Here is a 24442-nt window from a genome sequence, read left to right on the forward strand (position 1 = left end):
GGGCGGTCAGCGTGAAGTGTACTCTTCCAGCGTGTCGCGGAACTTCACCACGTCCGGCGGAACGTTGCTCACGCCGCCCTCGAAGATGCGCCGCGGCGTGATGCCGGCCCCGTACACCGCCGCATTGGCGTCCTGGTCGATCTTCAGCACCGAGCCGTCCAGCGCCACGCCGGCGAACAGGCCGCGCGCGCGCGAGTAGGAATAGATCTCCGCCTTCAGCTGCTGGTCGGTGGCGGCCGAGGCGGTGCGGCCCACCGGACCGGCCGCGGCGCTGGCGTCGGCGCCGATGGTGAACTTGCCGTTGACGATAGAATCCACGCCGCGCTCGGTGCGGAACACCAGGATCACGTCGGTGGACGACACGCCGATCTGGAAGCCCACGCTGCCGCCGCCGAAGGAAATGAAGCTGGGGTTGGACCAGGTGCCGTCCGGGCTCTTCACCGAGATCAGCCCCTCGCCGCGGCGGCCGCCGAACACGAAGCCGACCTTCAGCACGTCGGGGATGACCGCGATCGCCTTGGCGTCCTTGAGCAGGTCGCTGGGGATGGACTTGTCCGGCGCCTGCTCGATGTCGTTCAGCACGCGCACCGCGCTCTGCGCGCGCTGTTGCGGCGTGTCGTCGTCGGCATGCGCGACCATCGCCGGCAGCAGCAGGGCCGCGCCGAGCATGATGAAGCGGTACAGGGATGTCTTCTTGGACATGGGCAGCTCCGTGTTGGGAGAGTGGGAACGGGGCGCTTGTGGCAGACTCGCGGCAGTTTTGTCGCCAACACCGCAATGCCTGACCACGACCACTATAACGGCCCCGCAAGCCATTACGCCCGCGCCGCCGCGGCATCCGTTCAGACTGCCGTGCTGCTGGTGAACCTCGGCACGCCTGCCGCGCCCACGGCCAAGGCGCTGCGGCCCTGGCTCGCCGAGTTCCTGTCCGACCCGCGCGTGATCGACTACCCGCGCTGGAAGTGGTGGCCGATCCTGCACGGCGTGATCCTGCGCGTGCGCCCGCGGCGCTCCGCGCATGCCTATGCGCGCATCTGGGACACGCAGGGTTCACCGCTGCGCTGGCACAGCGAGGCACTGGCGAAGGCGTTGCAGGCCGAACTGGGCCCGGATGTGCGCGTGGCGCTGGCGATGCGCTACGGAGAGCCCCCGGTGGCACGGACCATCGCGCGGCTGCACGGCGAAGACGTGCGCCGCCTGCTGGTGCTGCCGCTGTATCCGCAGTATTCCGCCACCTCCACCGGCTCGGTGATCGACGCCGTGGCCGACGCGATGAAGTCGCTGCGCTGGCCGCCGGAGCTGCGCCTCGTCAACGACTACCACGACGACCCCGGCCATATCGAGGCGCTGGCCGCCAGCATCGAAAGCTGGTGGGCCGAGCACGGCCGCGGCGACAGGTTGCTGCTCTCTTTCCACGGCATCCCCGAGCGCTACGCCCAGCTCGGCGATCCCTATGCCGAACAATGCCGCACCACCGCGCGCCTGTTGCGCGAACGGTTGCGGCTGGACGAATCGCAGGTACTGCTGTGCTTCCAGTCGCGCGTGGGCCGCGAACGCTGGCTGGGGCCGTATACCGACGCCACCGTGCGCCGCCTCGCCGGCGAAGGCGTGCGCAGGCTCGACGTGGCCTGCCCCGGCTTCGCGGTGGATTGCCTGGAAACGCTGGAGGAGATCGCCATGCAGAACCGCGACTTCTTCGCCGCCGCCGGTGGCGGCAGCCTGCGCTACATCCCCGCGCTCAACGACGGCGCAGGACAGGTCCGCAGCCTTGCCGCGCTGGCACGGCGGCACCTGCAGGGCTGGCCCGCGTGACCGCACCGCGCGAGCGCCGCATCGCACTGCCCCATCTCACCCTCGCCGCGCAGGAATGGGGCGACGCGTCGGCGCCGCCGTTGCTCGCGCTGCACGGCTGGCTGGACAACGCCGGCAGTTTCACCGCGCTGGCACCATTGCTCGCGGACGGCCTTCGCCTGATCGCGCTGGACCTGCCGGGCCACGGCCACTCGGATCACCTGCCCGCAGGCGCCGGTTACCACTACCTCGACCACGTGCGCGCCGTGCTGGCCACGCTCGACGCACTGGAACTGCCGCGCTGCAGCCTGCTCGGCCATTCGCTGGGCGCCGGCATCGCCTCGCTGGTCGCGGCGGCCGCGCCTGCGCGCATCGAGCGCCTGCACCTGATCGAAGGGCTGGGCCCGCTGGGCGACGACGGCACGCACACCTTGCAGCGCTACCGTGATGCGCTGGCGGCGCCACCCGCCGATGGCAAGGCGCTGCGCCTGTTCCGCAGCATCGGGCAGGCCGCCAGCGCACGCGCCATCGCCAGCGGACTCGACGCGGAGCTTGCCCTCCCGATCATCGAACGCGGCCTGGGCGAAACAGCTGGCGGCTGGCAATGGCGCAGCGACCCGCGCCTCGTGCGGCCCAGCGCGATCCGGCTGGCCGAAGCGCAGATCCACGCCCTGCTTGCCGGCATCGAGGCGCCTACCGCCCTGCTGCTCTCGCAACCGGCCACGCCCTACCTGCCCGCGGCGCAGATGGAAGCGCGCGCCGCCTGTGTGCCGGGCATCGAGGTCGAACGCATGGCTGGTGGCCACCACCTGCAGCTCGAACATCCGCAGGCGGTGGCGCAGTGGGTGCTGCGCCATCCCGCGTCTGCCTCGTAGGAGCGCACCCTGTGCGCTCCTACGGGTGGATCAGCCCGAAATCGCCAGGCGCTCCGAACGGTACAACTGCGCGGTGATGCCTGCCGCGACCAGCGCCGCCGCCAGCGTGCCGGCGAGACACAGCCCGAGCTGGTCCAGCGTGACACCGTCGCCGCGCAGTTGCTGCATGATGCCGAGGTTCTGGCCCAGCAGCGGTACCGCGTACATCCATGCCTGCGCCTTGATCGGCAGGAAGGCCAGCACGGCGCTTGGGATCGCCGGCACCATCATGAGCAGCGAGACGTAGGTCTGCGCTTCGCGGTAGCTCTTGGCGAACGCCGCCACCAGGGTCTGCAGGGAAGCCAGCAAGAGCACCAGCGGCAGCATCAGCAGCAACACGGTGCCGGCGAAATGCCAGCCTAGATCCAGCTCCATGCCCAGCTTTTCGGCGGGGATGAATTGCCCCACCACCGCGAACGCCAGCACGGTGATGGCGAGACTGGCGCAGGAGAACGCGCAGATCGCCGCGAGCTTGCCCGCCAGGATCTTCCAGCGCTCCACCGGGTTGGCGAACAGCGGCTCCAGCGATTGCCGCTCGCGCTCGCCGGCGGTGAGGTCGATGGCAAGCGGCATGCCGCCGATGAACAGCGCGATCACGAAGAAGTACGGCAGCATCGCGAACAGCAGCACCGCGCGCGACTGTGGCGTGGCCTGGTCGCGCTTGGCGACCAGCACCGGCCACGCGGTCCCCGGAGACATGCCGCGCGCCACCAGGCGCATCGCGCCCTGCTGGCGCGCATAGGCCTCCACCAGTTTCTGCACGCGCTCCACCGCGCTGCTGGTGTCCTGCCGCGAGGAGTCGTAGAACATCTCCACCTGCACCGGCTCGCCTTTGCGCCAGGCCGCGCCGTAGCCGGCGGCGATGCGCAGCACCACGTCGGCATCCTGCTTGCGCACGGCCTGGCCCGGGTCGGCCACCGCCGCATCGGGAACGATGCCGCCCTCCTTCAAGGCATCGACCAGGTTCGGCGCGTACTGCGCGCCGATCACCGGCACGTGCAACGGCTTGTCGATCTTGTCCAGTTGCATGCTGACCTGCATGTTGATCAGCATCACGAACAGCAGCGGACCCAGCAGCGGGCCGGTGATGAAGGCGCTCAGCACGGTGCGGCGGTCGCGCAGGTTCTCGCGCACCTCCTTGAGGAACACGGTGAGCATGGCGCCGGTGCGGCGCGCTTGCGAGGCGACGGCGTTCATGCGGCGAGGCCCTCGTCGGTTCCGATGATCTTCACGAAGGCATCCTCCAGATTGGCTTCGCCGGTCTGCGCGCGCAGCGCGTCGGGCGTTTCGTCGGCCACCACGCGGCCGTGCGCGATCACCACGATGCGGTCGCACAGCGCCGCCACCTCCTGCATGATGTGGCTGGAGAACAGCACGCAGCGTCCCTCCGCCTTCAGCTGCTGCATGAAGCGGCGCAGGCCGCGCGTGGCCATCACGTCGAGGCCGTTGGTGGGTTCGTCGAGGATCACGTTGCGCGGGTCGTGGATCAGCGCGCGGGCGATCGCGGTCTTCACCCGCTGGCCCTGCGAGAAGCCCTCGGTGCGGCGGTCGAGGATGTCGCGCATCTCCAGCGCGTCGACCAGCGCGTCGTGGCGCGCGCGCAGCGTGGCTTCGGCTATGCCGTGCAGGCGCGCGAAGTATTCGATGTTCTCGCGCGAGGTGAGCCGCTTGTACAGGCCGCGCGCATCCGGCAGCACGCCCAGTGCGCGGCGCACCGCCAGCGGATCGGTCGCGGCGTCGACGCCGTCCACCAGCACCTGCCCGCTGTCGGGCTGCGTCAGCGTGTAGAGCATGCGCAGGGTGGTGGTCTTGCCGGCGCCGTTGGGGCCGAGCAGGCCGGTTATCTCGCCGTCGCGGGCGGTGAAGCTGACGCCGTCCACGGCCTTCACCGTGCCGAACGCCTTGTGCAGGTCCCTGACTTCGATCACGGCCGTCCACCCCGCTTGAGGCAGGCGTCCGGGCCGGCAGCCGTCACGGAAAACACGGCCAGCAGCGGCAACAGGATCTGGCTGAAGACATGCGGAGCATCGAGCACGGCTGCGGCGATAGCCGTCGCAGCCCACAGTACGGCGTTTGCCGGAACGTATGGCTTTCTCATGGGGTGGCTCCGTTGAAATCGATGAAGAAGGGTTGCTGTTGCAGGCGGTCGAGGCAGCTCGCATCCATCGTTTTCGGATCGAGCTTTTCGACGAAGTGCTGCACCAGTTGCGGCCCGCAGCCCGTCGCCAGCACGCTGTGGCCCTGTCCCTTGAACAGCAGCACGCGCGCGTCCGTCAGCGACTTCGCCACCTCGTCGGCATAGCGCGGCGGCGTCACCGGGTCGTACTGGCCGGCCAGCAGCAGCACGGGCTTGTCGGTCTTGAGCGGCTGGTGGAAGTCCGCCGGCCGCGTGCCCCTGGGCCATGCCGAGCAGATCGCCTTGTAGGCATCGACCATGTGCGTGCCGAGCAGGGTGTTGGCATCCTGCGGACGGGCGGTGAGCAGGTCGGCATCCTCGCTGCAGATGATCGAGTACGACATGCCGCTGCCGGCGAGATCGGCCATGTCCACGGTAAGCAGCTTGGCCTGCCCCAGCAGCGGACCCACGTCGCCGTGCGCCGCGGCGTCGATGGACAGCGGCAGCAGCGCGGCGGTGACCGGCGAATAGGCGAACATGCGCACCACGCTCACCAGCGAGTCCTCGCTGAGCACGCGCTGCACGGTCTGGTAGCTCTGCGGGTCGCGGAAGCTGACCGGGTGCGGATTCGCGCGCAGCGCATCGCGCAACTGGATCAGCGTCTGGTACGGGTTGCCGAAGCGCTGCTTGCATGCGGCATCGCTTTCGCAGCGCGCGAACTGCGCCTTCAGCGCATCGTCGAGGTTACGCGCGAAATCCTCGCCCAGCACCACGCTGTTCGGCACCGTGCTGTCCAGCACCACGCTGCGCACCGCGTCGGGATGGCGCATGGCGTACTGCTGCGCCACGCGCGTGCCATAGGACACGCCGACCAGGTCGAACTGCGGCACGCCCAGCGCACGGCGCACCTCGTCCAGGTCCTCCACCGCGTCGGTGGTGGTGTAGTAGCGCGGATCGGCGTGCGACTGCACCTGCTTCAGGCAATCGGCCGCCGCGGCGCGCAGCTTGTCCGGGTCGAAGCCGACGCCGTCGTCCGCATCGGCCTTGTCGTCGGCCTTGCAGTCAAGCGCATTGGAACCACCCACGCCGCGCTGGTCGAGCAGCAGGATGTCGCGATGCGCGCGCAACGGATCCAGCATCGCCCCGATCTGGCCGGCGTAATCGGTGGCCGCCTGCCCGGGGCCGCCGGCGAGGAAGGCCAGCATGTCGGGACTGGCGACCTGCGCACTGGAGCGCAGCACCGCCAGCTTCAGCGCGATCTTGCGGCCTTGCGGTTCGGCGCGGTTCTCCGGCACCTCCAGCGCGCCGCACCATGCCGCCGTGCTCAGGCCGCTGTTCGGTTGGCCTAGGTCGCAGGCGGTCAGCGTCAGCTTGCCGAATTGCCAGGTGCGCGGCGGCGCGGGCTTCACGTTCGCCTGTGCGGACGCCGCGCCCTGCGCCGGTGCCGGTGCCGGTGCCTCATGTTCCGGTGATTTATGCCTGGCATGGTTCGCGGCGATGATCGCGGCCGCCACGGCCGCGATGACGCCCATGCGCTTCCTGGAATTCATGCTCATGTATCGCTTCCCGGTTCAAAGATGGATTCGATCGGACGTCCAAACAGCCTTGCGATCCTGAACGCCAGCGGCAGGCTGGGGTCGTACTTGCCGGTCTCGATGGCGTTGACGGTCTGCCGCGACACTTCCAGCCGCTCGGCGAGATCCGCCTGCGACCAGCCTTGCTCGCCACGCAGTTCGCGCACGTGGTTGTTCATTGGTAGCGGCGCGACAGCAGGAGGCGGACCACGCCGTACACGCCGATCATCAGCGGCAGCACCCACAGCATCGCCCATGGCGGCGAGGGCAGCACGCGCACGTTCTGCAGGAAACCGAGGCCGAAGGTTGCCATCCCGATCACCGCGCAGGTGATGGCCACCGCCTGCAGTTCGATGCGCTGCTGCAACTCGTCCTGGCGCAGCATGTGCCGCAGCATCGCGCGCACCACGAACGCCATCGGCACCACCGGCAGCAGGGCCACCACCGCCCTCCACGCGGCCGGCATGTCGACGCGCAGCAGCACCACGACCGAAACCAGCAGCACGACCAGGTAGCCGAGCATGGCCGGCAGGAACTCGCGCAGGTAATGCTGCTGCAGCGTGCGTGCCTGCTGTCCGGCAAGGACGGAACCGCGGCGGCCGCTCATCGCGCCGGCTCCCCGTCCGATGCGCCGCGGGAGGCATGGCGCCTGCGCCAGTACCGATAGCCCTGCCATGCCAGCACCAGCACCAGGGCCGAGCCCATGCCGGCCAGCATGCCGATGTCGAAATCGTCGTGGCGCAGCCATGTCGCCAGCGCCACGGCCGCCACCAGCGCGAGCATCAAGGCCAGGCGCTGGCGGAAGGAAAAGCTGCTCTCGGCGCAGGCCATGTCATGGCCATAGCGCCGGCCCAGCAACCAGCGCGTGATGCCATAGGCCACCAGCTGCAACGGGAACACCCAGATCAGCACGATGCCGTCCAGTTGCACCAGCTTCGCCGCGGCAAGGAAGCCGCCGACCAGGCTGGCCGCCCCGACCAGTGCCGTGGCCACGCCGAGCGCGACCAGATGGGTGCGCTGCTCCAGTTCGTCGCTGTGCAGGATGCGCCGCGCCAGCAGCGCGATCACATAGAGCATGAGCGCCGCCGGTGCCAATGCCAGCAGCAGCTTCAGCGGCAGGTTGCCGGTGGTCTTCACCCAAGGCCAGGCCAGCAGCATGAAGCCGACGTACAGGATCATCGCTGCCATCACCTGGCGCTGGTACTGCCTTTCCGTGAAGCGCCGCAGCGGCGGCCTGTTTCCACCCGTGGGCATGCGCACTGGATCCCCCTGTCATCGTGTAAAGCACCCTTTACACGCGCAGCGTAGACCGGCCGCGCGCGGCCTGTCAAGCGTGCTTTACACACAAGCTTCCTGGCGCACCACGATCGCGTCAAACAAGTGACACAAGGTCATTTTTCGACGCGCAAGGGCACCAGGAACGGCCGGCTGGACCGACCCCGACAGCCATCGAAACCGGATCGCGAGCCCGCTTCATGGCCGCATGAGCTAACTAAGGTTCAGCCAGAGGAAACCCTAGCCGACGCCCATAAAAATAAAGCAATTTCAGCAAGTTAAATGTATGAACGCAGAGATCGACGCCCAATCTTTCCACCAGAGAGCACCCCTTCATGGCGTCCGGAAACCGCGGAGGCTCGGCAGCAATCCCAAAAACTTTAATCCGTGAAGCTAAAGTGAGCACCGGATCACACTTTGGCCCGCTCTTTGCTGCCCGTCCCATCGACAGCTTGCACCAACGACTGCTGGAAGGTTTTCGCCACGAGTCCGCCGCGGATACATCGACCAAGCTGTTGCGTTTTCCACCAACACTCCGGAAGTCCAAGGAAACACATGAACAAGACGCTTCTTTCCGCTGCCCTCGTCGCCACCCTTGGCGCACTGGCCTTCGTCCCGGCCGCCCAGGCAGCCACCACCAACACCGGCACCATCCAGATCAACGGCAAGGTGCTGCAGGACACCTGCACGGTCACCGTCAACGGCTCCGGCAATACCGTGACCTTGACCCCCGTCATGGTGTCGAGCCTGGCCGCCTCCGGTGCCAAGGCAGGCGCCACTGCCTTCACCCTCAACCTCAGCAACTGCGACGCGAACGCCACCCAGGCCCAGCTGAGCTTCACCAGCGGCGCCAACAACGCCTCCGACGGCAACCTCAAGAACAGCACCAGCACCGGCAGCGCCGGCAACGTCGAGGTCCAGCTGCTGGCCGGCGGCACCAGCGGCAGCGTCATCAACGTCAGCAGCAACACCAATGCCCCGGCCGTCTCGCTCAGCAGCGGCTCGGGCAGCACCAACATGGCCGCCCAGTACTACGCCACAGGCGTAGCTACGGCCGGCCTGGTCAGCACCAGCGCCAGCGTGACCTTCACCTACCAGTAAGCGCCACCGCGTGCCGCAGCCGCCCGAAACCGGCTGCGGCACGCCTTCGCGTCACCCCCGGCATCCGGCCCGGCAGGGATATTCCTCGATGAAAAACCTCTACTGCACCCTGGGCGCAGCCTTGGCCGCGCTCGTCGTCGGCATCGGCCCGGCCCATGCCAGCGTCATCGTGGGCGGTACCCGCGTGGTGCTTCCCGCCCAGCAGAACGAAGTCACCGTGCGCCTGACCAACGACAGCGACCACCCTGCCCTGGTCGAGGCATGGATCGACGCGGGCGACCTGAATTCGGCGCCGGACAACGCCAATTCGCCCTTCCTGATCACGCCGCCGCTGTTCCGCATGGACGCGCACAAGGACCAGAACCTGCGCATCATCTACACCCAGAGCGCCCAGCCGCTGCCGGCCGACCGCGAGTCGCTGTTCTGGCTGAACGTGCTGGAGGTGCCGCCCAAGCCCAGTGGCCCGCAGGCCGCCGGCCAGAATTACCTGCAGTTCGCGATACGTTCGCGGCTGAAACTGTTCTACCGCCCGGCCAGCCTGCCGGGCGACGCGATGAAGGCACCCGACAAGTTGACCTTCAAGGCCGCCGGCACCCCGGATGCCGCGCTGGAAGCGCACAACCCCACGCCGTACTACGTCACGATCAGCAAACTCTCGCTCGGTCCCGGTGGCAAGACCATCGACGGCGCCAGCGGCATGGTGGCGCCGTTCGGCGACCTGCGCCTGCCGCTCAAGGGGCTGGCGCAGGCACCGGCCGCCGGCACGCCCGTCGCATTCACCACCATCGACGACTACGGCGCGGCCGACGTCCACAAGGGCACCGTGACACCGTGACCCTGCGGCGCGCCCCGCTTCGTCGCCACCCGACCGGGCGCCATGCGGCGCTCGCGGTGGCGTGCGGCCTGGCGTTGGGCGTCGCCATGGGTTATCCGCGTCCGGCAGGAGCCGCCGATGCCAGCGCACCGGCCGACGCCAGCGCCGAAGGCGGCCTCGCCAACTTCGACCGCAGCATGCTGGCCGGCGCCGGCCGCGGCACGGCCGACCTCTCGCGCTTCGAGCACGGCAATCCCGTGCTGCCCGGCCTCTACAACCTCGACATCTACCTCAACAAGAACTGGGTGGGGCGCATGGACGTGCGCTTCACTGCGCCGTCCGCCGATGCCAACGCCGCGCCCTGCGTCAGCACCGACTTGCTCGACCGCATGGGCCTGGTGCCGGCAAAGACCGACGCCGCAGCCGCGGCCGCCGCGAAGCTGGCGTCGGGTACCTGCGTGGGCCTGGGCGAGCTGATCCCCGGCGCCACGCTGTCCTTCGACATGTCCGACCTGCGCATGGACGCCAGCGTGCCGCAGGCCTACATGAACCAGCGGCCGCGCGGCTGGGTCAACCCGTCCTCGTGGGACGCGGGCGTGCCGGCGTTCCTGCTCAACTACAACTTCGACAGCTACCGCACCAGCAACGGCGGCCAGAGCCAGGACAGCACCTACCTGGGCCTGCGCTCCGGCTTCAACCTCGGCCTGTGGCAGTTCCGCCAGGACAGCACCGCCACGCTGCAATCGGGTACCGGCCAGCCCAGCCAGCGCCACTGGCACAACATCGACGCCTATGTGCAGCGCGCGCTGCCCAGCCTGGGCGCCGAACTGAGCGTGGGCGACAGCTACACCGACGGCGCCGTGTTCGACAGCTATGGCCTGCGCGGCGTGCAGCTGGCCACCGACGACCGCATGCTGCCGCAGTCGCTGCGCGGCTACGCGCCGGTGGTGCATGGCGTGGCCTACACCAACGCCAAGGTCACCGTGACCCAGAACGGCGTGCAGATCTACCAGACCACGGTGGCGCCCGGCCCGTTCGTGATCAACGACCTCTACCCCACCGGCTACGGCGGCGACCTGGTGGTGAACGTGACGGAAGCCGATGGCCGCCAGCACAGCTTCACCGTGCCCTACGCCGCGCTGGCGCAGTCGTTGCGCCCCGGCGTCACCCGCTTCGACCTCGCCGCCGGCCAGTTGCGCGACACCACGCTCCAGGATCGGCCCGACGTGATCCAGGCGGCGGTGCAGCACGGTTTCAGCAACCGCATCACCGGCTATGCCGGCGTGCAGGGGGCGGAAGGCTACGCCGCGGCGCTGGTCGGCGGCGCGCTCAACACGCGCTTCGGCGCGCTGGCGCTGGACGTCACCCAAGCCCATGCCAGCATCCCCGGCTACGGCACTTACAACGGGCAGAGCTACCGCATCAGCTACAGCAAGGTCCTCCCGGAAACCAACACCTCGCTGAGCGTGGCGGCCGACCGCTATTCCACCAGCGGCTTCCTCAGCCTGGGCGACGCCGAGGCCGCGCGCGACTACGCCAACCACGGCATGGACGCGCTGCAATACCAGCCGACCAACGTGCAGACCATCGCCGGCCTGCCCGTGCAGAGCCTGCTCACGCCGGCCCAGCTCGCGGCGCTGAACGGCACCACCTACAACAGCGATGCCCTGTATACCGCGCGCGGCCTGCTGCAGCAGCGCAACCGCTTCACCCTGACGCTCAACCAGCAACTGGGGAGCAACGGCGGTTCGCTCTACGCCAACGCCTCGATCAACAACTACTGGAACCAGGCGGGCAACGACACGCAGTTCCAGGCGGGCTACAACAACCACCTCGGGCGCCTGGCCTACAACGTCTCGGTCAGCCGCGGGCGCCTGGCGCTGGGCGGCTACGACAACCAGGTGTCCTTCAACGCCACCCTGCCGCTGGGCAACACGCCGCACGCCCCCAGCATCTCGTTCAACCTCAGCCACGACAACGACGGCGGCAACCAGGAACAGGCCACCCTCAACGGCACGCTGGGCCAGTGGAACCAGTTCACCTACGGCGCCACCGCCTCGCACGGCGGCAGCGCCGCCGGCAACGCCTACAGCGCGAACGCCGGCTACAGCAGCCCTTATGCCACGTTCAACGCCAGCGTCGGCGACGGCAGCGGCTACTCGCAGGCGTCCATCGGCGCCAACGGCGCGGTGGTCGTCCACGCGGGCGGCATCACCTTCGGCCAACCGACCGGCGACACCATCGCCATCGTGCACATGCCCGGCGCCACCGGCGCGCACATCCTCAACGCGCCTGGCCTCAGCGTGGATCACGAGGGCTACGCGCTGGTGCCCTACCTCACCCCGTACCAGCTCGACACCATCCAGGTCGATCCGCAGGGCCTGCCGCTGGGCGTGCAGTTGGACGCCACCAGCGCCGACGTGGCGCCCTACGCGGGCGCGGTGGTGAGGGTGGACTTCAAGAGCCGGGCCAGCCATGCCGTGATCGCGCGCATCCGCATGACCGACGGCCAGCCCGTCCCGTTCGGCGCACAGGTGTTCGACGCAAAGGCGCAACCGCTGGGCGTGGTCGGGCAGGGCGGCATGGCGCTGCTGCGCGGCATCACTGCCGGCGGGCGTTTCAGCGTGCAGTGGGACGATGAGCAGGGCGCGGCACACGCCTGCTCGTTCTCCTATACGCTGCCCAAGTCCGGCAAGAACACGCAAACGTATCAACAGACCCAGGCGACGTGTGTCGCGGGCAGCGGGGATACGCAAAAGACAACAACAGGCAGCGCGCCATGAAGCTGGTCGTCACTCATCCGCATTCCCTCTGGCGAAGACTGGGACTGTTTACGCTCGCACTGGTGATGTTGATGGGCTGCGGTCCGCGCGCAATGGCTGCGGCCACCAGTTGCACATCTGCGGGGGGAACCCTCGATCTTCCGGCGGTCACGGTTCCCCAGAATCCAGCGGTCGGCTCATTGGTAGGTTCGCCGGCCACCGTGACCGTGACATTTACGTGCAGCAATCTCCCGTACAGCCAACCGACGGCACCTAGCTACTACAGCGACACGGCCACCATCCAGGCCGGCAACCTCGCTCCTGCGGATGCCACTGACAATCCAAATGGCAGCAACGGCATCATGTTCGCCACCAACCTGCCGGGACTGGCCCTGCAGTTGACCGCCAGTCCCGTCCAGGCCAACGACAGGGCCTGGGTTCGTGGCGGACCAGGCAGCACCCGGGGATTCGAGCCGGGGGCGGTAACCGCTCCGAGTTCGTCTTGGCAATGCATACAGTACAAAGGGAATGGTTCATGCTCCACGTACGGTGGCACCTACGGCGGATCCGTGAGCGAGACATTCACCGCCCAGTTGATCGTGACCGGCCCCGTGACAACGGGCACCCTCAACGCCATCAACCTGATGCAATTCAATTGGTATGTCTACGGCATCGGCCCCAGCGAGGGATATTTCGCCACTCTCGCTCTCGGCAGCACCACCGTGAAATCGGCTGCCTGTTCGGTCGCCGTCGATCCCACCGTGGTGACGCTGCCGGCGGTTCTCGCCTCGGCATTCACCGGCACGGGCGCCACTGCGGGTCAGACGCCGTTCAACGTGCAGCTGAGCTGCCAGACCGGCGCCAGCCTCTCCATCACCCTGGCCACCGCGAACCAGCAGACAGGCACCACCAGCGTGATCGCACCCACTGCAGGCAACGGCTATGCGGGCAACGTGGGCGTGCAGCTTCTGGATGGCAAGGGCAACCCCATCACGTTCGGCACGGCGATCTCCGAGGGCGCAACGTCCAGCGGCACCATGAATCTGCCATTCAACGCTCGCTACTACCAGACCGCACCAGGAGCGACCGCCGGCCTGGTTACCGCTACGGCCACCTACACGCTGACCTACCAGTAACCGCGCCCGCATGGATCGAACCGGATGGCCGGGCGACCACGCGGCGACCACAGGACCCGCGATCAGTCGTAGGTACGTATCACCAGGTTCGCCGCCGACTGGCCATCCGGCCCCACCGCGTAGCTGGCGAGGTAGCCGAGCAGGCGGTCATTGGCGATGCTCGTCGCGTCCACGGCCTGCACGGTGCGCGAGTAGGTCCGGCCAGGGTCGGTCGCGGTCTGGCCGCAAACCAGACGACCGGACGGCTGCATGGCCTGGGGCGGCAAAGCGCCAACCGGGGCGACCTGCATCGCATCGGCGGCACACGTCGGCTCCAGCACCACACCGGTGAAATTGATGCGCGCGCCGCCTTGCGCCCACGCGCCCGGCATCGCCAAGGCGATGAGCGAGCCGAGCATCCAGCGATTCCAACTGCGCATGAGCCATCCCGGTCGGCGCGCAAAAGCGTGCGCCACGAGGGGCTGTCGGCCGCAGATCGGGCAACTTGATGGGGCATGGCGAGCCTGTTCGCAAAAATGCGAACCAGTTCACACTCACGTAGTTTTGACTTCGACGCCCGAGCTTTGGGTTTCTCGACACATCGCAGACAAACTTGAGGCGACACATGAAGTTTGCCGGCCCGGGCGTGCCCATCAACGCGAGCTGATGTACTTCTCGCGGCGGATTTGCGGCACCGGCAGGCCGGACTCCTTCAGCGCATTGAAGGCCGCGTCGACCATGTTGGGATTGCCGCAGAGATAGGCGATGTCGCGCGCGGCGCACGGCGCCAGCTCGGCCAGTACACCCTGCACGTGGCCACTGCGATCGGACGCACGCGGCACGGTGCGCGGCTGGCGGCTGAGGCAGCCGTGGAAGGTGAAGCCGGGGTGGCTCTGCGCGAAGTCCTCGAACTCCTCGCCATAGAGCAACTCGGTTTCGTTGCGCGCCCCGTACAGCAGCACCACTTCGCGCCCCCCCTGCGCCAGCAGTTTTTCGATCTGCGGCAGCATCGCCCGGTACGGCGTGACGCCGGTGCCGGTGGCGAGCAGCAGGTAGCGCGGGTGCACGTCGCCCGCCTGCAGGCAGAAGCGGCCGTAGGGACCACTGGCATCGATCACGCCGCCGACCGGCAGTTCACCCAGCAGCCTGGTGGCCGCGCCGCCATCCACGTAGCTCACCGCGATCTCGATGCGTTGCACGGGCGAGCTGCCGTCGCCCACGGTGGCCACGGAGTAGCTGCGCTTGGTGGGTGCGCCGTCGTCGTAGTGGAAGTGGATCTGCAGGAACTGCCCCGGCACGAAGGCCAGTGGCTGGCCGTCGACGCGCTCGAACACGAGGTGGCGCACGGTGGGAGCCAGCATGCGGCTGTCGACGAGGCGTAGCTGGAAATGGTCTGCCATGGATAATGTTCCGGAAACGGTGCGTGCGCCGGGCGGCGCAAAACGGCCCGCTATAATAGAAGGCTCGCCCATTCCGGTGCAGCCAGCCCATGAGTTCCGCCCCCGCGCTCGTCGTCGACAACCTTCGCAAGACCTACGGCAACGGCGTCGAGGCCCTCAAGGGCATCAGCCTGACCGTGCAACCCGGCGACTTCTTCGCCCTGCTCGGCCCCAACGGCGCCGGCAAGTCCACCCTGATCGGCATCCTCTCCTCGCTGGTGAATTCCAGCGGCGGCGACGCGCAGGTGTTCGGCGTCTCGGTGAACCGCCAGCGCAACGAGGCGATGAAGCTGATCGGCCTGGTGCCGCAGGAAATCAACTTCAACCAGTTCGAGAAGCCGTTCGACATCTGCGTGAACGAGGCGGGCTTCTACGGCATCCCGCGGCGGATCGCCGCCGAGCGCGCGGAGAAGTACCTGAAGGAGCTGCGCCTGTGGGACAAGGCGCAGATGCAGGCGCGCACCCTGTCCGGCGGCATGAAGCGGCGCCTGATGATCGCCCGCGCGATGATGAACGAACCCAGGCTTCTGATCCTCGACGAGCCCACCGCGGGCGTGGACATCGAGATCCGCCGCTCGATGTGGCAGTTCGTCAGCGGCATCAACGCGGCCGGCACCACGGTGATCCTCACCACGCACTACCTGGAGGAGGCCGAGCAGCTGTGCCGCAACATCGCGATCATCGACCACGGCACCATCGTGGAGAACACCACGATGAAGCAGTTGCTCTCCAAGCTGGACGTGGAGACCTTCGTGTTCGACGTGACCGACGTGCCGGGTGAGCTGCCCGCACTGCCTGGCGTCACCCTGCGCCGCGTGGACGAGCACACGCTGGAAGCGGAGATGGCCCGCACCCACGACCTCAACTCGCTGTTCGCGGCGCTCACCGCGCACGGCATCACGGTGACCTCGATGCGCAACAAGACCAACCGGCTGGAGGAGCTGTTCGTGCGGCTGGTGGAACAGGGCCGCAACGGCCAGGAGCAGGCCGCATGAGCAACGCCGCCGCCAACCTGGTCGCCCTCCACACCATCGTGCGCCGCGAGATCGTGCGCATCCTGCGCATCTGGACGCAGACGCTGATCCCGCCGGCGATCACCATGACGCTGTACTTCGTGATCTTCGGCAAGCTGATCGGCAGCCGCATCGGCACCATCCAGGGCGGCTACAGCTACATGCAGTACATCGTGCCCGGCCTGGTGATGATGAGCATCATCACCAACAGCTACGGCAACATCTCCAGCTCGTTCTTCGGCGCCAAGTTCAGCCGCGCGGTGGAGGAGATGCTGGTGTCGCCGATGCCGAACTGGGTGATCCTCGCCGGCTACGTGACCGGCGCGGTGGTGCGCGGCCTCGCGGTGGGCGTGCTGGTGCTGTGCATCGCGCTGTTCTTCACCTCGTTGCACGTGCAGCATCCGCTGATCACCTTCGCCTCGGTGCTGCTGGGCTCGGTGATCTTCTCGCTGGCCGGCTTCGTCAACGCGGTGTACGCGAAGAAGTTCGACGACATCGCGCTGGTGCCCACCTTCGTGCTCACCCCGCTCACCTACCTCGGCGGCGTGTTCTATTCCATCCAGATGCTGGGCGAGCCGTGGCAGGCGATCTCGCGGATCAACCCCATCCTGTACATGGTCAATGCCTTCCGCTACGGCGTGCTCGGCATCAGCGACGTGCAGGTGGGCGTGGCGTTCGCGGTGATGCTGGGCTTCGTGGTGGCGCTCACCGCGTTCGGGCTGCACCTGCTGAAGCGCGGCGTGGGGCTGCGCTCGTAACCATACCCGTAGGAGCGCAGCCTGCGCGCGATTGCTTTTCGCCCTGACCGGACATCGGGGCATTCGCGCACAGGGTGCGCTCCTACATCGGGATTCGAAAATGCGCGTCAACAAGTACATCAGCGAAGCCGGCCTGTGCTCGCGCCGCGAGGCGGACGAATGGCTCGTGGCCGGCCGCGTCACCATCAACGGCGAAACGGTCGGCACCGGCGCCAAGGCGCTGGAAGGCGACGAGGTGCGCGTGGACGGCGAGCTCGTCAAGGCGCGCGTCCTCGCCGCCACGCCGGCCGCGAAGAAGGCCACCTACATCGCGCTGAACAAGCCGGTGGGCATCACCTGCACCACCGACGCCACGGTGAAGGGCAACATCGTCGATTTCGTCGACCACGCGCAGCGCATCTTCCCGATCGGCCGGCTGGACAAGGATTCGGAAGGACTGATCCTGCTCACCAGCAACGGCGACATCGTCAACGAGATCCTGCGCGCGGAGAACAACCACGAGAAGGAATACCTGGTGGCGGTGAACAAGCCGGTCACCGAGGAATTCCTCGCCGGCATGGCGCGCGGCGTGCGCGTGCACGGCCAGATGACCAGGCCCTGCCGCACGCGCAAGATCGCGAAGTTCGGCTTCGCCATCGTGCTCACCCAGGGACTGAACCGGCAGATCCGCCTGATGGCGGCGGCGTTCGGCTACCGTGTGACCCAGCTGCGCCGCGTGCGCATCGTCAACGTGAAGCTCGGACACCTGAAGCCCGGCCAGTGGCGCAACCTCACCGATGCGGAGTTGAAGGGCCTGCTGCCCGGCCGCACGCAGTGGTGAGCCACGGCCTCATGCATGTGCCGTAGGAGCGCACCCTGTGCGCGATTGCCTTTCGCTCTGATCGAACATCGGAGCAATCGCGCACAGGGTGCGCTCCTACGACACGAATCATCAGGCTGCGGGCAAGTCTTCCAGGTTCCAGCGCGGGCGCACCTCGACTGCCTCGCCCTGATGCTGGCCGCTGGCCAGCCGGATCGCCCCGGCCAGTGCGATCATCGCGCCGTTGTCGGTACAGAACGCGAGGCGCGGGAAATAGGTGCGGAAACCGTCCCTTTCGCCTGCCGCGGCCAAGTTCGCGCGCAGGCGGCGGTTGGCGCCCACGCCGCCCGCGATCACCAGCCGCTGCGCACCGGCAGCCTCCAGCGCACGGCGGCACTTGATGACCAGCGTATCGACGATGGCCTCCTCGAACGCGCGGGCGATGTCGGCACGGGTCTGCTCGCCCTGGTCGGAATGCTGCCAGGCCAGCAGTACCTGCGTCTTGAGCCCGGAGAAACTGAAATCCAGCCCCGGCCGGTCGGTCATCGGCCGCGAGAAGCGGAACGTACCGGGCCTGCCCTGCTCGGCCAGCCTGGCCAGCGCCGGGCCGCCGGGATACGGCAGCCCCATCAGCTTGGCGGTCTTGTCGAAGGCCTCGCCGGCGGCATCGTCCAGCGTGTCGCCGAGGATGGTGTATTCGCCGATGGCCTTCACCTGGACCAGCAGCGAGTGGCCACCGGAAACCAGCAGGGCGACGAAGGGCGGTTTTGGCGGGTCTTCTTCCAGCAGGGGCGCCAGCAGGTGGCCTTCCATGTGGTGCACGCCGATCGCCGGCACGCCCAGCGCCCAGGCCAGTGCGCGCCCGGCCGCCGCGCCCACCAGCAGGGCGCCGACCAGGCCGGGGCCGGCGGTGTAGGCCACGCCGCCGAGGTCGGCGGGCGTCAGCCCGGCCTCGGCCAGCGCCTCGCGCACCAGCGGCAGCAGCTTGCGCACGTGGTCGCGGCTGGCCAGCTCCGGCACCACGCCGCCGTAGTCGGCGTGCAGCTTGACCTGGCTGTACAGGGCGTGGGCCAGCAGGCCGCGGCCCGGCGCGTCCGGCTCCCAGCGCAGGATCGCCACGCCGGTCTCGTCGCAGGAGGACTCGATGCCCAGCACCGGCTTGCCCGCCACGGGCAGGCGGGCGGCGGCTTCCGGCTGGGGCTTTGAAAATCTCTGGTCGGTCACGGTATACTTCGCGGCTCGCTGCATTCAACAGTCCCGGAAGCGGGACAGATTAACACCCGGAGTATCCATGCCCAACGTCAAAGTCCGCGAGAACGAGCCGTTCGAAGTCGCGCTGCGTCGTTTCAAGCGTACCTGCGAGAAGGCCGGCGTCCTGGCCGAAACCCGCAAGCGCGAGTTCTACGAAAAGCCGACCCAGGAGCGCAAGCGCAAGCGTGCCGCTGCGGTGAAGCGCCACCTGCGCCGTCTGTCGCGCGACGTTTCGCGCAAGACCCGGCTGTACTGAGTCTGCCGCGGCGCTTCCGCGCCGCGCAGGCAGGACACGCGGCTGGCGCGACCGCTCGCTGCCGCCGCCCGCATCCGGATTCGACCAGCCGGTGTTGCCGCAAGGCGACGCCGGCTTTGTCGTTTCCGTAAAATGTCCAATCCATCCACCGGAACACCCGCCATGACGCTCAAGCAGCAGCTCACCGACGACATGAAGGCCGCCATGCGCGGCGGCGACAAGCACCGCCTCGGCGTGATCCGGCTGATCCTCGCGGCGGTCAAGCAGCGCGAGGTGGACGAGCGCATCGAGCTGGACGACGTCCAGACCCTGGCCGTGCTGGAGAAGATGCTCAAGCAACGCAAGGACTCGGTGAGCCAGTACGTCGCCGGCAACCGCGAGGACCTCGCCGAGGTCGAGCGCGCCGAGATGGCGGTGATCGAAACCTACCTGCCCGCCCAGCTCGACGACGCCGAGCTGGACGCGCTGATCGCCGCGGCGATCGCCGCCACCGGGGCCAGCTCGCCGCGCGACATGGGCAAGGTGGTGGCCGCGGTGAAGGAAAAGGCCGCCGGCCGCGCCGACATGGGCAAGGTCTCGGCGCTGATCAAGGCGAAGCTGGCCGGCTGAAGCGCCGACAGCCAGCGCAGCCAAGGCGCAGCCGCCGCGCCGCGATGCCTGCGACCACGCGCTGCCCACATGCCTCGCGTTCACGGATGCGTTGCTACAAGCGAAAGGGTCAGGGCATCGCCCGGCACCCTTTCGCACGCGGCCCGTTGCCGGCCGCAGGAGGAACGCATGCTCAAGTGGGCCATCATCTTCGCCATCATCTCGCTGGTCACCGGATTGTTCGGTTTCCGCGGCATTTCCAGCGCGGCCGCCACCATCGCCAAATTCCTGTTCGCGGTCTTCGTGATCCTGTTCCTGATCGCCGTGCTGGCCGTGATCGGGGTGTTCCATATCCTGTAGCACCTCGCCGCCGCCCCTTCTCCTCTTCGGGGAGAAGGCCGGGATGAACGGCGGGTGCTCGCCGCGGCCACCCTGGATCGAAGCAAGCCCGGATGGATCACCACCGCGGGATCGGCCTCCTCGCCGCGGAAGAAGCCTCTAGCCCACCACACGCTCCATCCGCCGATGGTCCGGCACCGTGCCCTGCGCATTGGCCAGCATGGACGCCCGCTCGCCGGTCACCTCGAACCCCTGCCGCGCGTAGAGCGCCTGCGCCCGCGGGTTGCTTGCCGCCACATCCAGCACCATGCGGCTGCGGCCGCTTTGCACACCGCGCCTGATCAGTTCGTCGATCAGCGCCCGGCCCATGCCCTGCCCGCGCAGCGCGGGCGATACGCCAAGGTGCGCGAGGTAATGCATGCCGCGCGAAGGCGGCGGTATCACCCGCTCCACCCTGAGGCCGCGCGCGATCACGCCTGGCGCGTGGCGCAGGCCGTAGTGCGCGAGGATCTGCCGCGCCGCCGCCAGCGTGAACGCCAGCGCCGCCTCGCCGCCGAAGCCCGCGCCGACCGCCACCACCACGCCCTCCAGCTCGCCCACGACGTGGTTGCGCCAGCCGAACTCGCCCGCGCCATCGACGAAGGCACGATGCAGGAAGGCCAGCGCGGAGCTCCGCCCGGGCACCGCGAACACGTAGTCGAACGCGGCGGGACCCGAACTGTGGATCAGCGGCACCGCTGTGGCCGCGTCCTGGGCCGTGGCCGCGCGGAAGCGCACCTCCGGAATGTCCGCCATCATTCGTCTCCCCGCTGAAGCCCGGTCCATGCTAACCAGCGATGCCGGCATTTCCCCGCCGCCAGCCGCGGATTGGCCGGCGCGCCACCCCTGCGTGGCCGCTACGCCCCATGGCCTGTGTGCGGACGACTCCCGGCACGGACCGTGGGGAGATCGTAAACAGGCTCTAAACTACCCGGTCTATGCGCGGCCTGATCCCCGACAGCTTCATCGACGAACTGCTCGCCCGCGTCGACATCGTCGACGTGATCGAGCGGCGCGTGCCGTTGAAGAAGGCCGGGCGCGAGTGGACCGCGTGCTGCCCGTTCCACGACGAGCGCACGCCCTCGTTCTACGTCAGCCCCGCCAAGCAGTTCTTCCACTGCTTCGGCTGCGGCGCGCACGGCAGCGCGATCAAGTTCCTGATGGACTACGAGCGGCTGGAGTTTCCCGACGCGGTGGAGGAACTGGCGCAGTCGGTGGGCCTCACCGTGCCGCGCGAAGGCGGCCGCGACGACCGCCCGCGCGAGGACAAGACCGATCTCTACGACCTGCTCGACGCCAGTGCGCGCTGGTACCAGGAGCAGTTGCCGCGCAATGCCGAAGCGCAGGCGTACTGCAGGAAGCGCGGCCTGGACGCCGACACCATCGCGCGCTTCCGGCTCGGCTGGGCACCAGCCGGCTACGACGGCGTTACCAAGGCACTGGGCAACAGCCCGCGGCGGATGGAGCTGCTGACCGAGGCCGGCATGGTTTCCACCGGCGAGCGCGGCAGCCGGTACGACCGCTTCCGCGAACGGCTGATGTTCCCCATCCTCGACCGCCGCGGGCGCGTGATCGCCTTTGGTGGTCGCGTACTGAGCGGATCTTCGAGCGCGAGTCCTTCGCGCGAAGATCAAGAAGCGGGCATCCCTGCCCGCACTCCTGAAAAAAGCTCACCCAAATACCTCAACTCCCCCGAGACGCCGCTGTTCCACAAGGGCCGCGAGCTGTTCGCGCTGTGGCAGGTGAAGCAGGCCAACGCGAACCTGCAGCGCATCGTGGTGGTGGAGGGCTACATGGACGTGATCGCGCTGCACCAGGCCGGGCTGCCGATCGCGGTGGCCACGCTGGGCACCGCCACCACGCCCGAGCATACCGAGCTGCTGTTCCGCGCCGCGCCCGACGTGGTGTTCTGCTTCGACGGCGACCGCGCCGGCCGCGCCGCCGCATGGAAGGCGCTGGATGCCGCGTTGCCGCGGCTGCGCGACGGGCGGCAGGCGTATTTCCTGTTCCTGCCCGATGGCGAGGACCCGGACACGCTGGTGCGCAAGGAAGGCAGGGACGGTTTCGGGCAGCGCCTGAAGAACGCCACGCCGCTCTCCGACTACTTCTTCGACGAACTGGCGCGCGACGTGGACATGGCCAGCCTTGACGGCCGCGCGCGGCTCGCCGAGCGCGCACGGCCGCTGATCGCCCGGCTGCCCGATGGCGCCTTCCGCGACCTGATGGCACAGGAACTGGAGCGGCGCAGCGGCGCGAGCGCGCGTCTCGCGGCCAGTCCTGTCGCACAACAGGCGCAACGACCCGCGAACACGCAGCGCTCGCTGGTGCGCAGCGCCATCGCCCTGCTGCTGGCCCAGCCCGGCATGGCGGATCAGGTGGAGAAACCCTACCGCTTCCTGCGGCTGGACAAGCCCGGCGTCCCCCTGCTCGCCGAACTGCTCGACCTCGCGCGCAGCCGCCCCGGCATCAACCCGGCCATGCTGGTGGAGCATTTCGCCGAACGCGCGGAATACCCGGCGCTGCAGAAACTGATGGCCGCCGCCGTGGTGGGCGAACCGGAAGCGCAACGCACCGAATTCATGGAGGCATTGCTGCGCATGGACGAGCAGGCCGTGGCGCTGCGCCGCGAAACGCTGCACGCGAAGATGCGCAACGGCCCGCTCGACGATGCAGAGAAGGCCGAGCTGCGCGAGCTGCTGGCGGCACGCGTGCGGCCTGCCGTCGCGCCGGAATGAACCCGCGTGCCGGCCGGACGCCGCATTGCGGAAAGCTTGTCGTCCATGGGTATGGGATCATGCCGCGACGCACGCTGCACGCCCCGCAGGGACGCTGATGGATCTGCTTGAACGACTGGTCACGATCTTCGCCGAGAACGGCTACGTCGCGGTGTGGATCGCGCTGACCATCTGCGGCCTCGGCCTGCCGTTGCCGGAGGACGTCACCCTGGTCGCCGGCGGCGTGATCGCCGGGCTGGGCTACGCCAACGTGCACGTGATGTTCGCGCTGTGCATGGCCGGCGTGCTGCTCGGCGACGCCACCGTGTTCATGCTCGGCCACCACTACGGCGCGCGCATGCTGAAGTGGCGCTGGGTGGCGCGCGCGCTCCCTCCGGAACGCTTCGAGGTGGTGCAGCACAAGTTCGCGCGCTACGGCAACCGCGTGCTGTTCGTCGCCCGCTTCCTGCCCGGCATGCGCACCACCATCTACCTGTCCGCCGGCGCCACGCGGCGGGTGTCGCTGCTGCGCTTCCTGCTGATCGACGCCATCGCCGCGCTGATCAGCGTGCCGGTGTGGGTGTACCTGGGCTATTTCGGCGCCGACAACCACGTGTGGCTGATGAAGTGGATGCAGCGCGGCCAGAACAGCATGTGGCTGTTGCTCGGCCTGGTGCTGCTGTGCGTGCTGTGGCTGTGGTGGCGACACAGCCGTCGGCGCATCAGCCAGGACGATTGAGGCCCGTCCGGGGGCGAACACCCGGCCATGCCGGCCACGGCCGGCGGTACCGCCGCGCGGCTGCCGATGACTTCCCGCACTGGCACCGCCGCCGTCGCCGCATTGAACTGCCGACTCCCCCACGCAGGAGTATTGGCCATGTCCAAAAGGATTCTGCTTGCCATCGCCGCGATGCCGCTGGCGACGTCACTCTGCGCCGCCGATGCCACGCCGCAATTCGCCGCCGTGCTGCCCTTCCATGACTGCAACGGCATGATCTGCTTCCAGGCCGGCATCGACGGCGGGCAGCCGCGCACGCTGGCGCTGGATACCGGCGACACCGCCTCGATCATGCTGGACGGTGCCGCCAGGTCGATGGGATGGCGATCGACGCCGGTACTGCGCAACGGCAAGCCGTTGCCGGGCTTCCAGGACGGCGGACGGCACGTGCTCACGCTGGGCAAGGCGTCGCTGGCGGTGGAGTTCGCCGTGACCGGACCCGCGAGTTTCGGATCCGCCCCCCTGCCGGCCGACGGCACGCTGGCCTATACCGCGTTCAAGGATCGCGTGCTGCAGATCGATTACCCGCACCATCTTCTGCGGATCTCCGCGCCCGTCGCATCGGGTACCGTGGCCGCACGCAGCGCCGGCACGCTGCAGCTGATCCGGTTTGGCCATTACGGGCCGCCCATCGTGGTCGGCGGGCCCTTCACCGTCGACGGCCATCCGGTGCGTGCCCAGATCGACACCATGTACACCGGAACCATGGTGGTCTATGACGCCGCGCTCGCCGGACTGGACCTGCACAAGCAGGGCACGCCCAGGCTGTTCAGGTACACCGACGGTGGCGTCGAGATGCTGGGCTCGACCGCCCGCAGCCTGGGCTTCGCCGACCGTCGCCTGCTCGGATCGAACCCCACGGTCTACTTCGTGGGCTCGGGCAAGAACCCGGTGCACCAGCCGGATGGCCTGTTCGAGGCCACCGTGGGCAATCCGCTCTTCGCGCACAGCGTGGTGACGATGGACTTCCACGCGATGACGCTGGACGTGCGCCCCGCGGGCTGAG

27 protein-coding genes are annotated in these 24442 nt (G+C 68.4%); 15 read left to right on the forward strand and 12 right to left on the reverse strand.

Annotation, left to right across the window (positions count from 1 at the left end; genetic code table 11):
* Positions 1-6 precede the first annotated feature (6 nt).
* Positions 7-702, reverse strand: coding sequence for a lipid-binding SYLF domain-containing protein (locus IHE47_RS15615; RefSeq protein WP_192107538.1), 696 nt, complete (start codon positions 700-702; stop codon positions 7-9).
* Positions 703-777: 75 nt separating this feature from the next.
* Here IHE47_RS15615 and hemH point away from each other — a divergent pair, with 75 nt between their 5' ends.
* Together hemH and IHE47_RS15625 are read left to right on the forward strand one after the other, a co-directional pair.
* The gene (hemH, locus tag IHE47_RS15620; protein ID WP_192108333.1) at positions 778-1812 is read left to right on the forward strand and encodes a ferrochelatase; all 1035 of its coding nucleotides are present in this window, start codon (positions 778-780) and stop codon (positions 1810-1812) included.
* Positions 1809-2666: an alpha/beta fold hydrolase gene (locus tag IHE47_RS15625; protein ID WP_192107540.1), complete on the forward strand. Its 858-nt coding sequence runs from the start codon at positions 1809-1811 to the stop codon at positions 2664-2666. The genes hemH and IHE47_RS15625 overlap by 4 nt, the downstream gene beginning before the upstream one ends.
* Before the next feature lie 30 nt (positions 2667-2696).
* On the opposite strand, the gene IHE47_RS15630 is transcribed toward IHE47_RS15625, so the two are convergent.
* The 7 genes from IHE47_RS15630 to IHE47_RS15660 are packed head-to-tail and all read right to left on the reverse strand — an operon-like array spanning position 2697 to position 7649.
* Positions 2697-3902 (reverse strand): ABC transporter permease, encoded by a 1206-nt coding sequence (locus tag IHE47_RS15630; protein WP_192107542.1) that lies wholly within the window; start codon positions 3900-3902, stop codon positions 2697-2699.
* Positions 3899-4633 carry an ATP-binding cassette domain-containing protein gene (locus IHE47_RS15635; RefSeq protein WP_192107544.1) on the reverse strand — a complete coding sequence of 245 codons (735 nt, stop codon included), beginning with the start codon at positions 4631-4633 and terminating at the stop codon, positions 3899-3901. Before IHE47_RS15635 ends, IHE47_RS15630 begins: the two co-directional genes overlap by 4 nt.
* Positions 4630-4803: a hypothetical protein gene (locus tag IHE47_RS15640; RefSeq protein ID WP_192107546.1), complete on the reverse strand. Its 174-nt coding sequence runs from the start codon at positions 4801-4803 to the stop codon at positions 4630-4632. The genes IHE47_RS15635 and IHE47_RS15640 overlap by 4 nt, the downstream gene beginning before the upstream one ends.
* Complete coding sequence (locus IHE47_RS15645) at positions 4800-6377, reverse strand: alpha/beta hydrolase (RefSeq protein WP_192107548.1); 1578 nt, start codon at positions 6375-6377, stop codon at positions 4800-4802. The genes IHE47_RS15640 and IHE47_RS15645 overlap by 4 nt, the downstream gene beginning before the upstream one ends.
* Positions 6374-6574: a helix-turn-helix transcriptional regulator gene (locus IHE47_RS15650; RefSeq protein WP_192107550.1), complete on the reverse strand. Its 201-nt coding sequence runs from the start codon at positions 6572-6574 to the stop codon at positions 6374-6376. Before IHE47_RS15650 ends, IHE47_RS15645 begins: the two co-directional genes overlap by 4 nt.
* Complete coding sequence (locus IHE47_RS15655; protein ID WP_192107551.1) at positions 6571-7002, reverse strand: hypothetical protein; 432 nt, start codon at positions 7000-7002, stop codon at positions 6571-6573. Before IHE47_RS15655 ends, IHE47_RS15650 begins: the two co-directional genes overlap by 4 nt.
* Positions 6999-7649, reverse strand: coding sequence for a hypothetical protein (locus tag IHE47_RS15660; RefSeq protein WP_225562011.1), 651 nt, complete (start codon positions 7647-7649; stop codon positions 6999-7001). The genes IHE47_RS15655 and IHE47_RS15660 overlap by 4 nt, the downstream gene beginning before the upstream one ends.
* A gap of 576 nt (positions 7650-8225) precedes the next feature.
* Here IHE47_RS15660 and IHE47_RS15665 point away from each other — a divergent pair.
* The 4 genes from IHE47_RS15665 to IHE47_RS15680 all read left to right on the forward strand — a co-directional run bounded on the left by IHE47_RS15665 (position 8226) and on the right by IHE47_RS15680 (position 13483).
* Positions 8226-8771, forward strand: a complete 546-nt coding sequence (locus tag IHE47_RS15665; RefSeq protein WP_192107553.1) for a fimbrial protein — start codon at positions 8226-8228, stop codon at positions 8769-8771.
* A gap of 88 nt (positions 8772-8859) precedes the next feature.
* Positions 8860-9606 carry a molecular chaperone gene (locus tag IHE47_RS15670; RefSeq protein WP_192107555.1) on the forward strand — a complete coding sequence of 249 codons (747 nt, stop codon included), beginning with the start codon at positions 8860-8862 and terminating at the stop codon, positions 9604-9606.
* An 86-nt stretch (positions 9607-9692) separates the two neighbouring features.
* Positions 9693-12368 carry a fimbria/pilus outer membrane usher protein gene (locus tag IHE47_RS15675; protein WP_192107557.1) on the forward strand — a complete coding sequence of 892 codons (2676 nt, stop codon included), beginning with the start codon at positions 9693-9695 and terminating at the stop codon, positions 12366-12368.
* Positions 12365-13483, forward strand: a complete 1119-nt coding sequence (locus IHE47_RS15680) for a fimbrial protein (RefSeq protein WP_192107559.1) — start codon at positions 12365-12367, stop codon at positions 13481-13483. Before IHE47_RS15675 ends, IHE47_RS15680 begins: the two co-directional genes overlap by 4 nt.
* A gap of 62 nt (positions 13484-13545) precedes the next feature.
* On the opposite strand, the gene IHE47_RS15685 is transcribed toward IHE47_RS15680, so the two are convergent.
* Positions 13546-13902 (reverse strand): hypothetical protein, encoded by a 357-nt coding sequence (locus IHE47_RS15685; RefSeq protein ID WP_192107561.1) that lies wholly within the window; start codon positions 13900-13902, stop codon positions 13546-13548.
* Positions 13903-14115: 213 nt separating this feature from the next.
* Positions 14116-14862, reverse strand: a complete 747-nt coding sequence (locus tag IHE47_RS15690) for an FAD-binding oxidoreductase (RefSeq protein ID WP_225562012.1) — start codon at positions 14860-14862, stop codon at positions 14116-14118.
* 89 nt (positions 14863-14951) lie between these two features.
* Between IHE47_RS15690 and IHE47_RS15695 the strand changes: the two genes are divergently transcribed.
* The 3 genes from IHE47_RS15695 (at position 14952) to IHE47_RS15705 (ending at position 17492) form a co-directional block, all read left to right on the forward strand.
* The gene (locus tag IHE47_RS15695; protein ID WP_192107565.1) at positions 14952-15896 is read left to right on the forward strand and encodes an ABC transporter ATP-binding protein; all 945 of its coding nucleotides are present in this window, start codon (positions 14952-14954) and stop codon (positions 15894-15896) included.
* Positions 15893-16672 carry an ABC transporter permease gene (locus tag IHE47_RS15700; RefSeq protein ID WP_192107567.1) on the forward strand — a complete coding sequence of 260 codons (780 nt, stop codon included), beginning with the start codon at positions 15893-15895 and terminating at the stop codon, positions 16670-16672. The genes IHE47_RS15695 and IHE47_RS15700 overlap by 4 nt, the downstream gene beginning before the upstream one ends.
* A 100-nt stretch (positions 16673-16772) precedes the next feature.
* On the forward strand, positions 16773-17492 hold the full coding sequence (locus IHE47_RS15705; RefSeq protein WP_192107569.1) for a pseudouridine synthase: 720 nt from the start codon (positions 16773-16775) through the stop codon (positions 17490-17492).
* Between the two features lie 111 nt (positions 17493-17603).
* Here IHE47_RS15705 and tsaD read toward each other — a convergent pair whose 3' ends face one another.
* Positions 17604-18626 (reverse strand): tRNA (adenosine(37)-N6)-threonylcarbamoyltransferase complex transferase subunit TsaD, encoded by a 1023-nt coding sequence (gene tsaD, locus IHE47_RS15710; RefSeq protein WP_343227505.1) that lies wholly within the window; start codon positions 18624-18626, stop codon positions 17604-17606.
* 136 nt (positions 18627-18762) lie between these two features.
* Between tsaD and rpsU the strand changes: the two genes are divergently transcribed.
* From rpsU to IHE47_RS15725, 3 genes are all read left to right on the forward strand, one after another.
* The gene (rpsU, locus tag IHE47_RS15715; protein WP_192107573.1) at positions 18763-18978 is read left to right on the forward strand and encodes a 30S ribosomal protein S21; all 216 of its coding nucleotides are present in this window, start codon (positions 18763-18765) and stop codon (positions 18976-18978) included.
* 162 nt (positions 18979-19140) lie between these two features.
* Positions 19141-19587 carry a GatB/YqeY domain-containing protein gene (locus IHE47_RS15720; protein WP_192107575.1) on the forward strand — a complete coding sequence of 149 codons (447 nt, stop codon included), beginning with the start codon at positions 19141-19143 and terminating at the stop codon, positions 19585-19587.
* A gap of 168 nt (positions 19588-19755) precedes the next feature.
* Positions 19756-19926 carry a DUF1328 domain-containing protein gene (locus tag IHE47_RS15725; RefSeq protein ID WP_192107577.1) on the forward strand — a complete coding sequence of 57 codons (171 nt, stop codon included), beginning with the start codon at positions 19756-19758 and terminating at the stop codon, positions 19924-19926.
* 138 nt (positions 19927-20064) lie between these two features.
* Here the strand turns inward: IHE47_RS15725 and IHE47_RS15730 are convergent, their stop codons facing one another.
* A complete protein-coding gene (locus tag IHE47_RS15730) occupies positions 20065-20700 on the reverse strand; it encodes an N-acetyltransferase (protein WP_192107579.1) in 636 nt (211 codons plus the stop codon).
* Positions 20701-20882: 182 nt separating this feature from the next.
* Between IHE47_RS15730 and IHE47_RS15735 the strand changes: the two genes are divergently transcribed.
* The 3 genes from IHE47_RS15735 to IHE47_RS15745 all read left to right on the forward strand — a co-directional run bounded on the left by IHE47_RS15735 (position 20883) and on the right by IHE47_RS15745 (position 24441).
* Positions 20883-22679 carry a DNA primase gene (locus IHE47_RS15735; protein WP_192107581.1) on the forward strand — a complete coding sequence of 599 codons (1797 nt, stop codon included), beginning with the start codon at positions 20883-20885 and terminating at the stop codon, positions 22677-22679.
* A 97-nt stretch (positions 22680-22776) separates the two neighbouring features.
* Positions 22777-23397: a DedA family protein gene (locus IHE47_RS15740; protein ID WP_192107583.1), complete on the forward strand. Its 621-nt coding sequence runs from the start codon at positions 22777-22779 to the stop codon at positions 23395-23397.
* Between the two features lie 138 nt (positions 23398-23535).
* Positions 23536-24441 (forward strand): hypothetical protein, encoded by a 906-nt coding sequence (locus tag IHE47_RS15745; RefSeq protein WP_192107586.1) that lies wholly within the window; start codon positions 23536-23538, stop codon positions 24439-24441.
* Position 24442 lies beyond the last annotated feature (1 nt).

Origin of the sequence: Rhodanobacter sp. DHB23 (assembly GCF_014842975.1) — a bacterium.
Lineage (GTDB): Bacteria > Pseudomonadota > Gammaproteobacteria > Xanthomonadales > Rhodanobacteraceae > Rhodanobacter_A.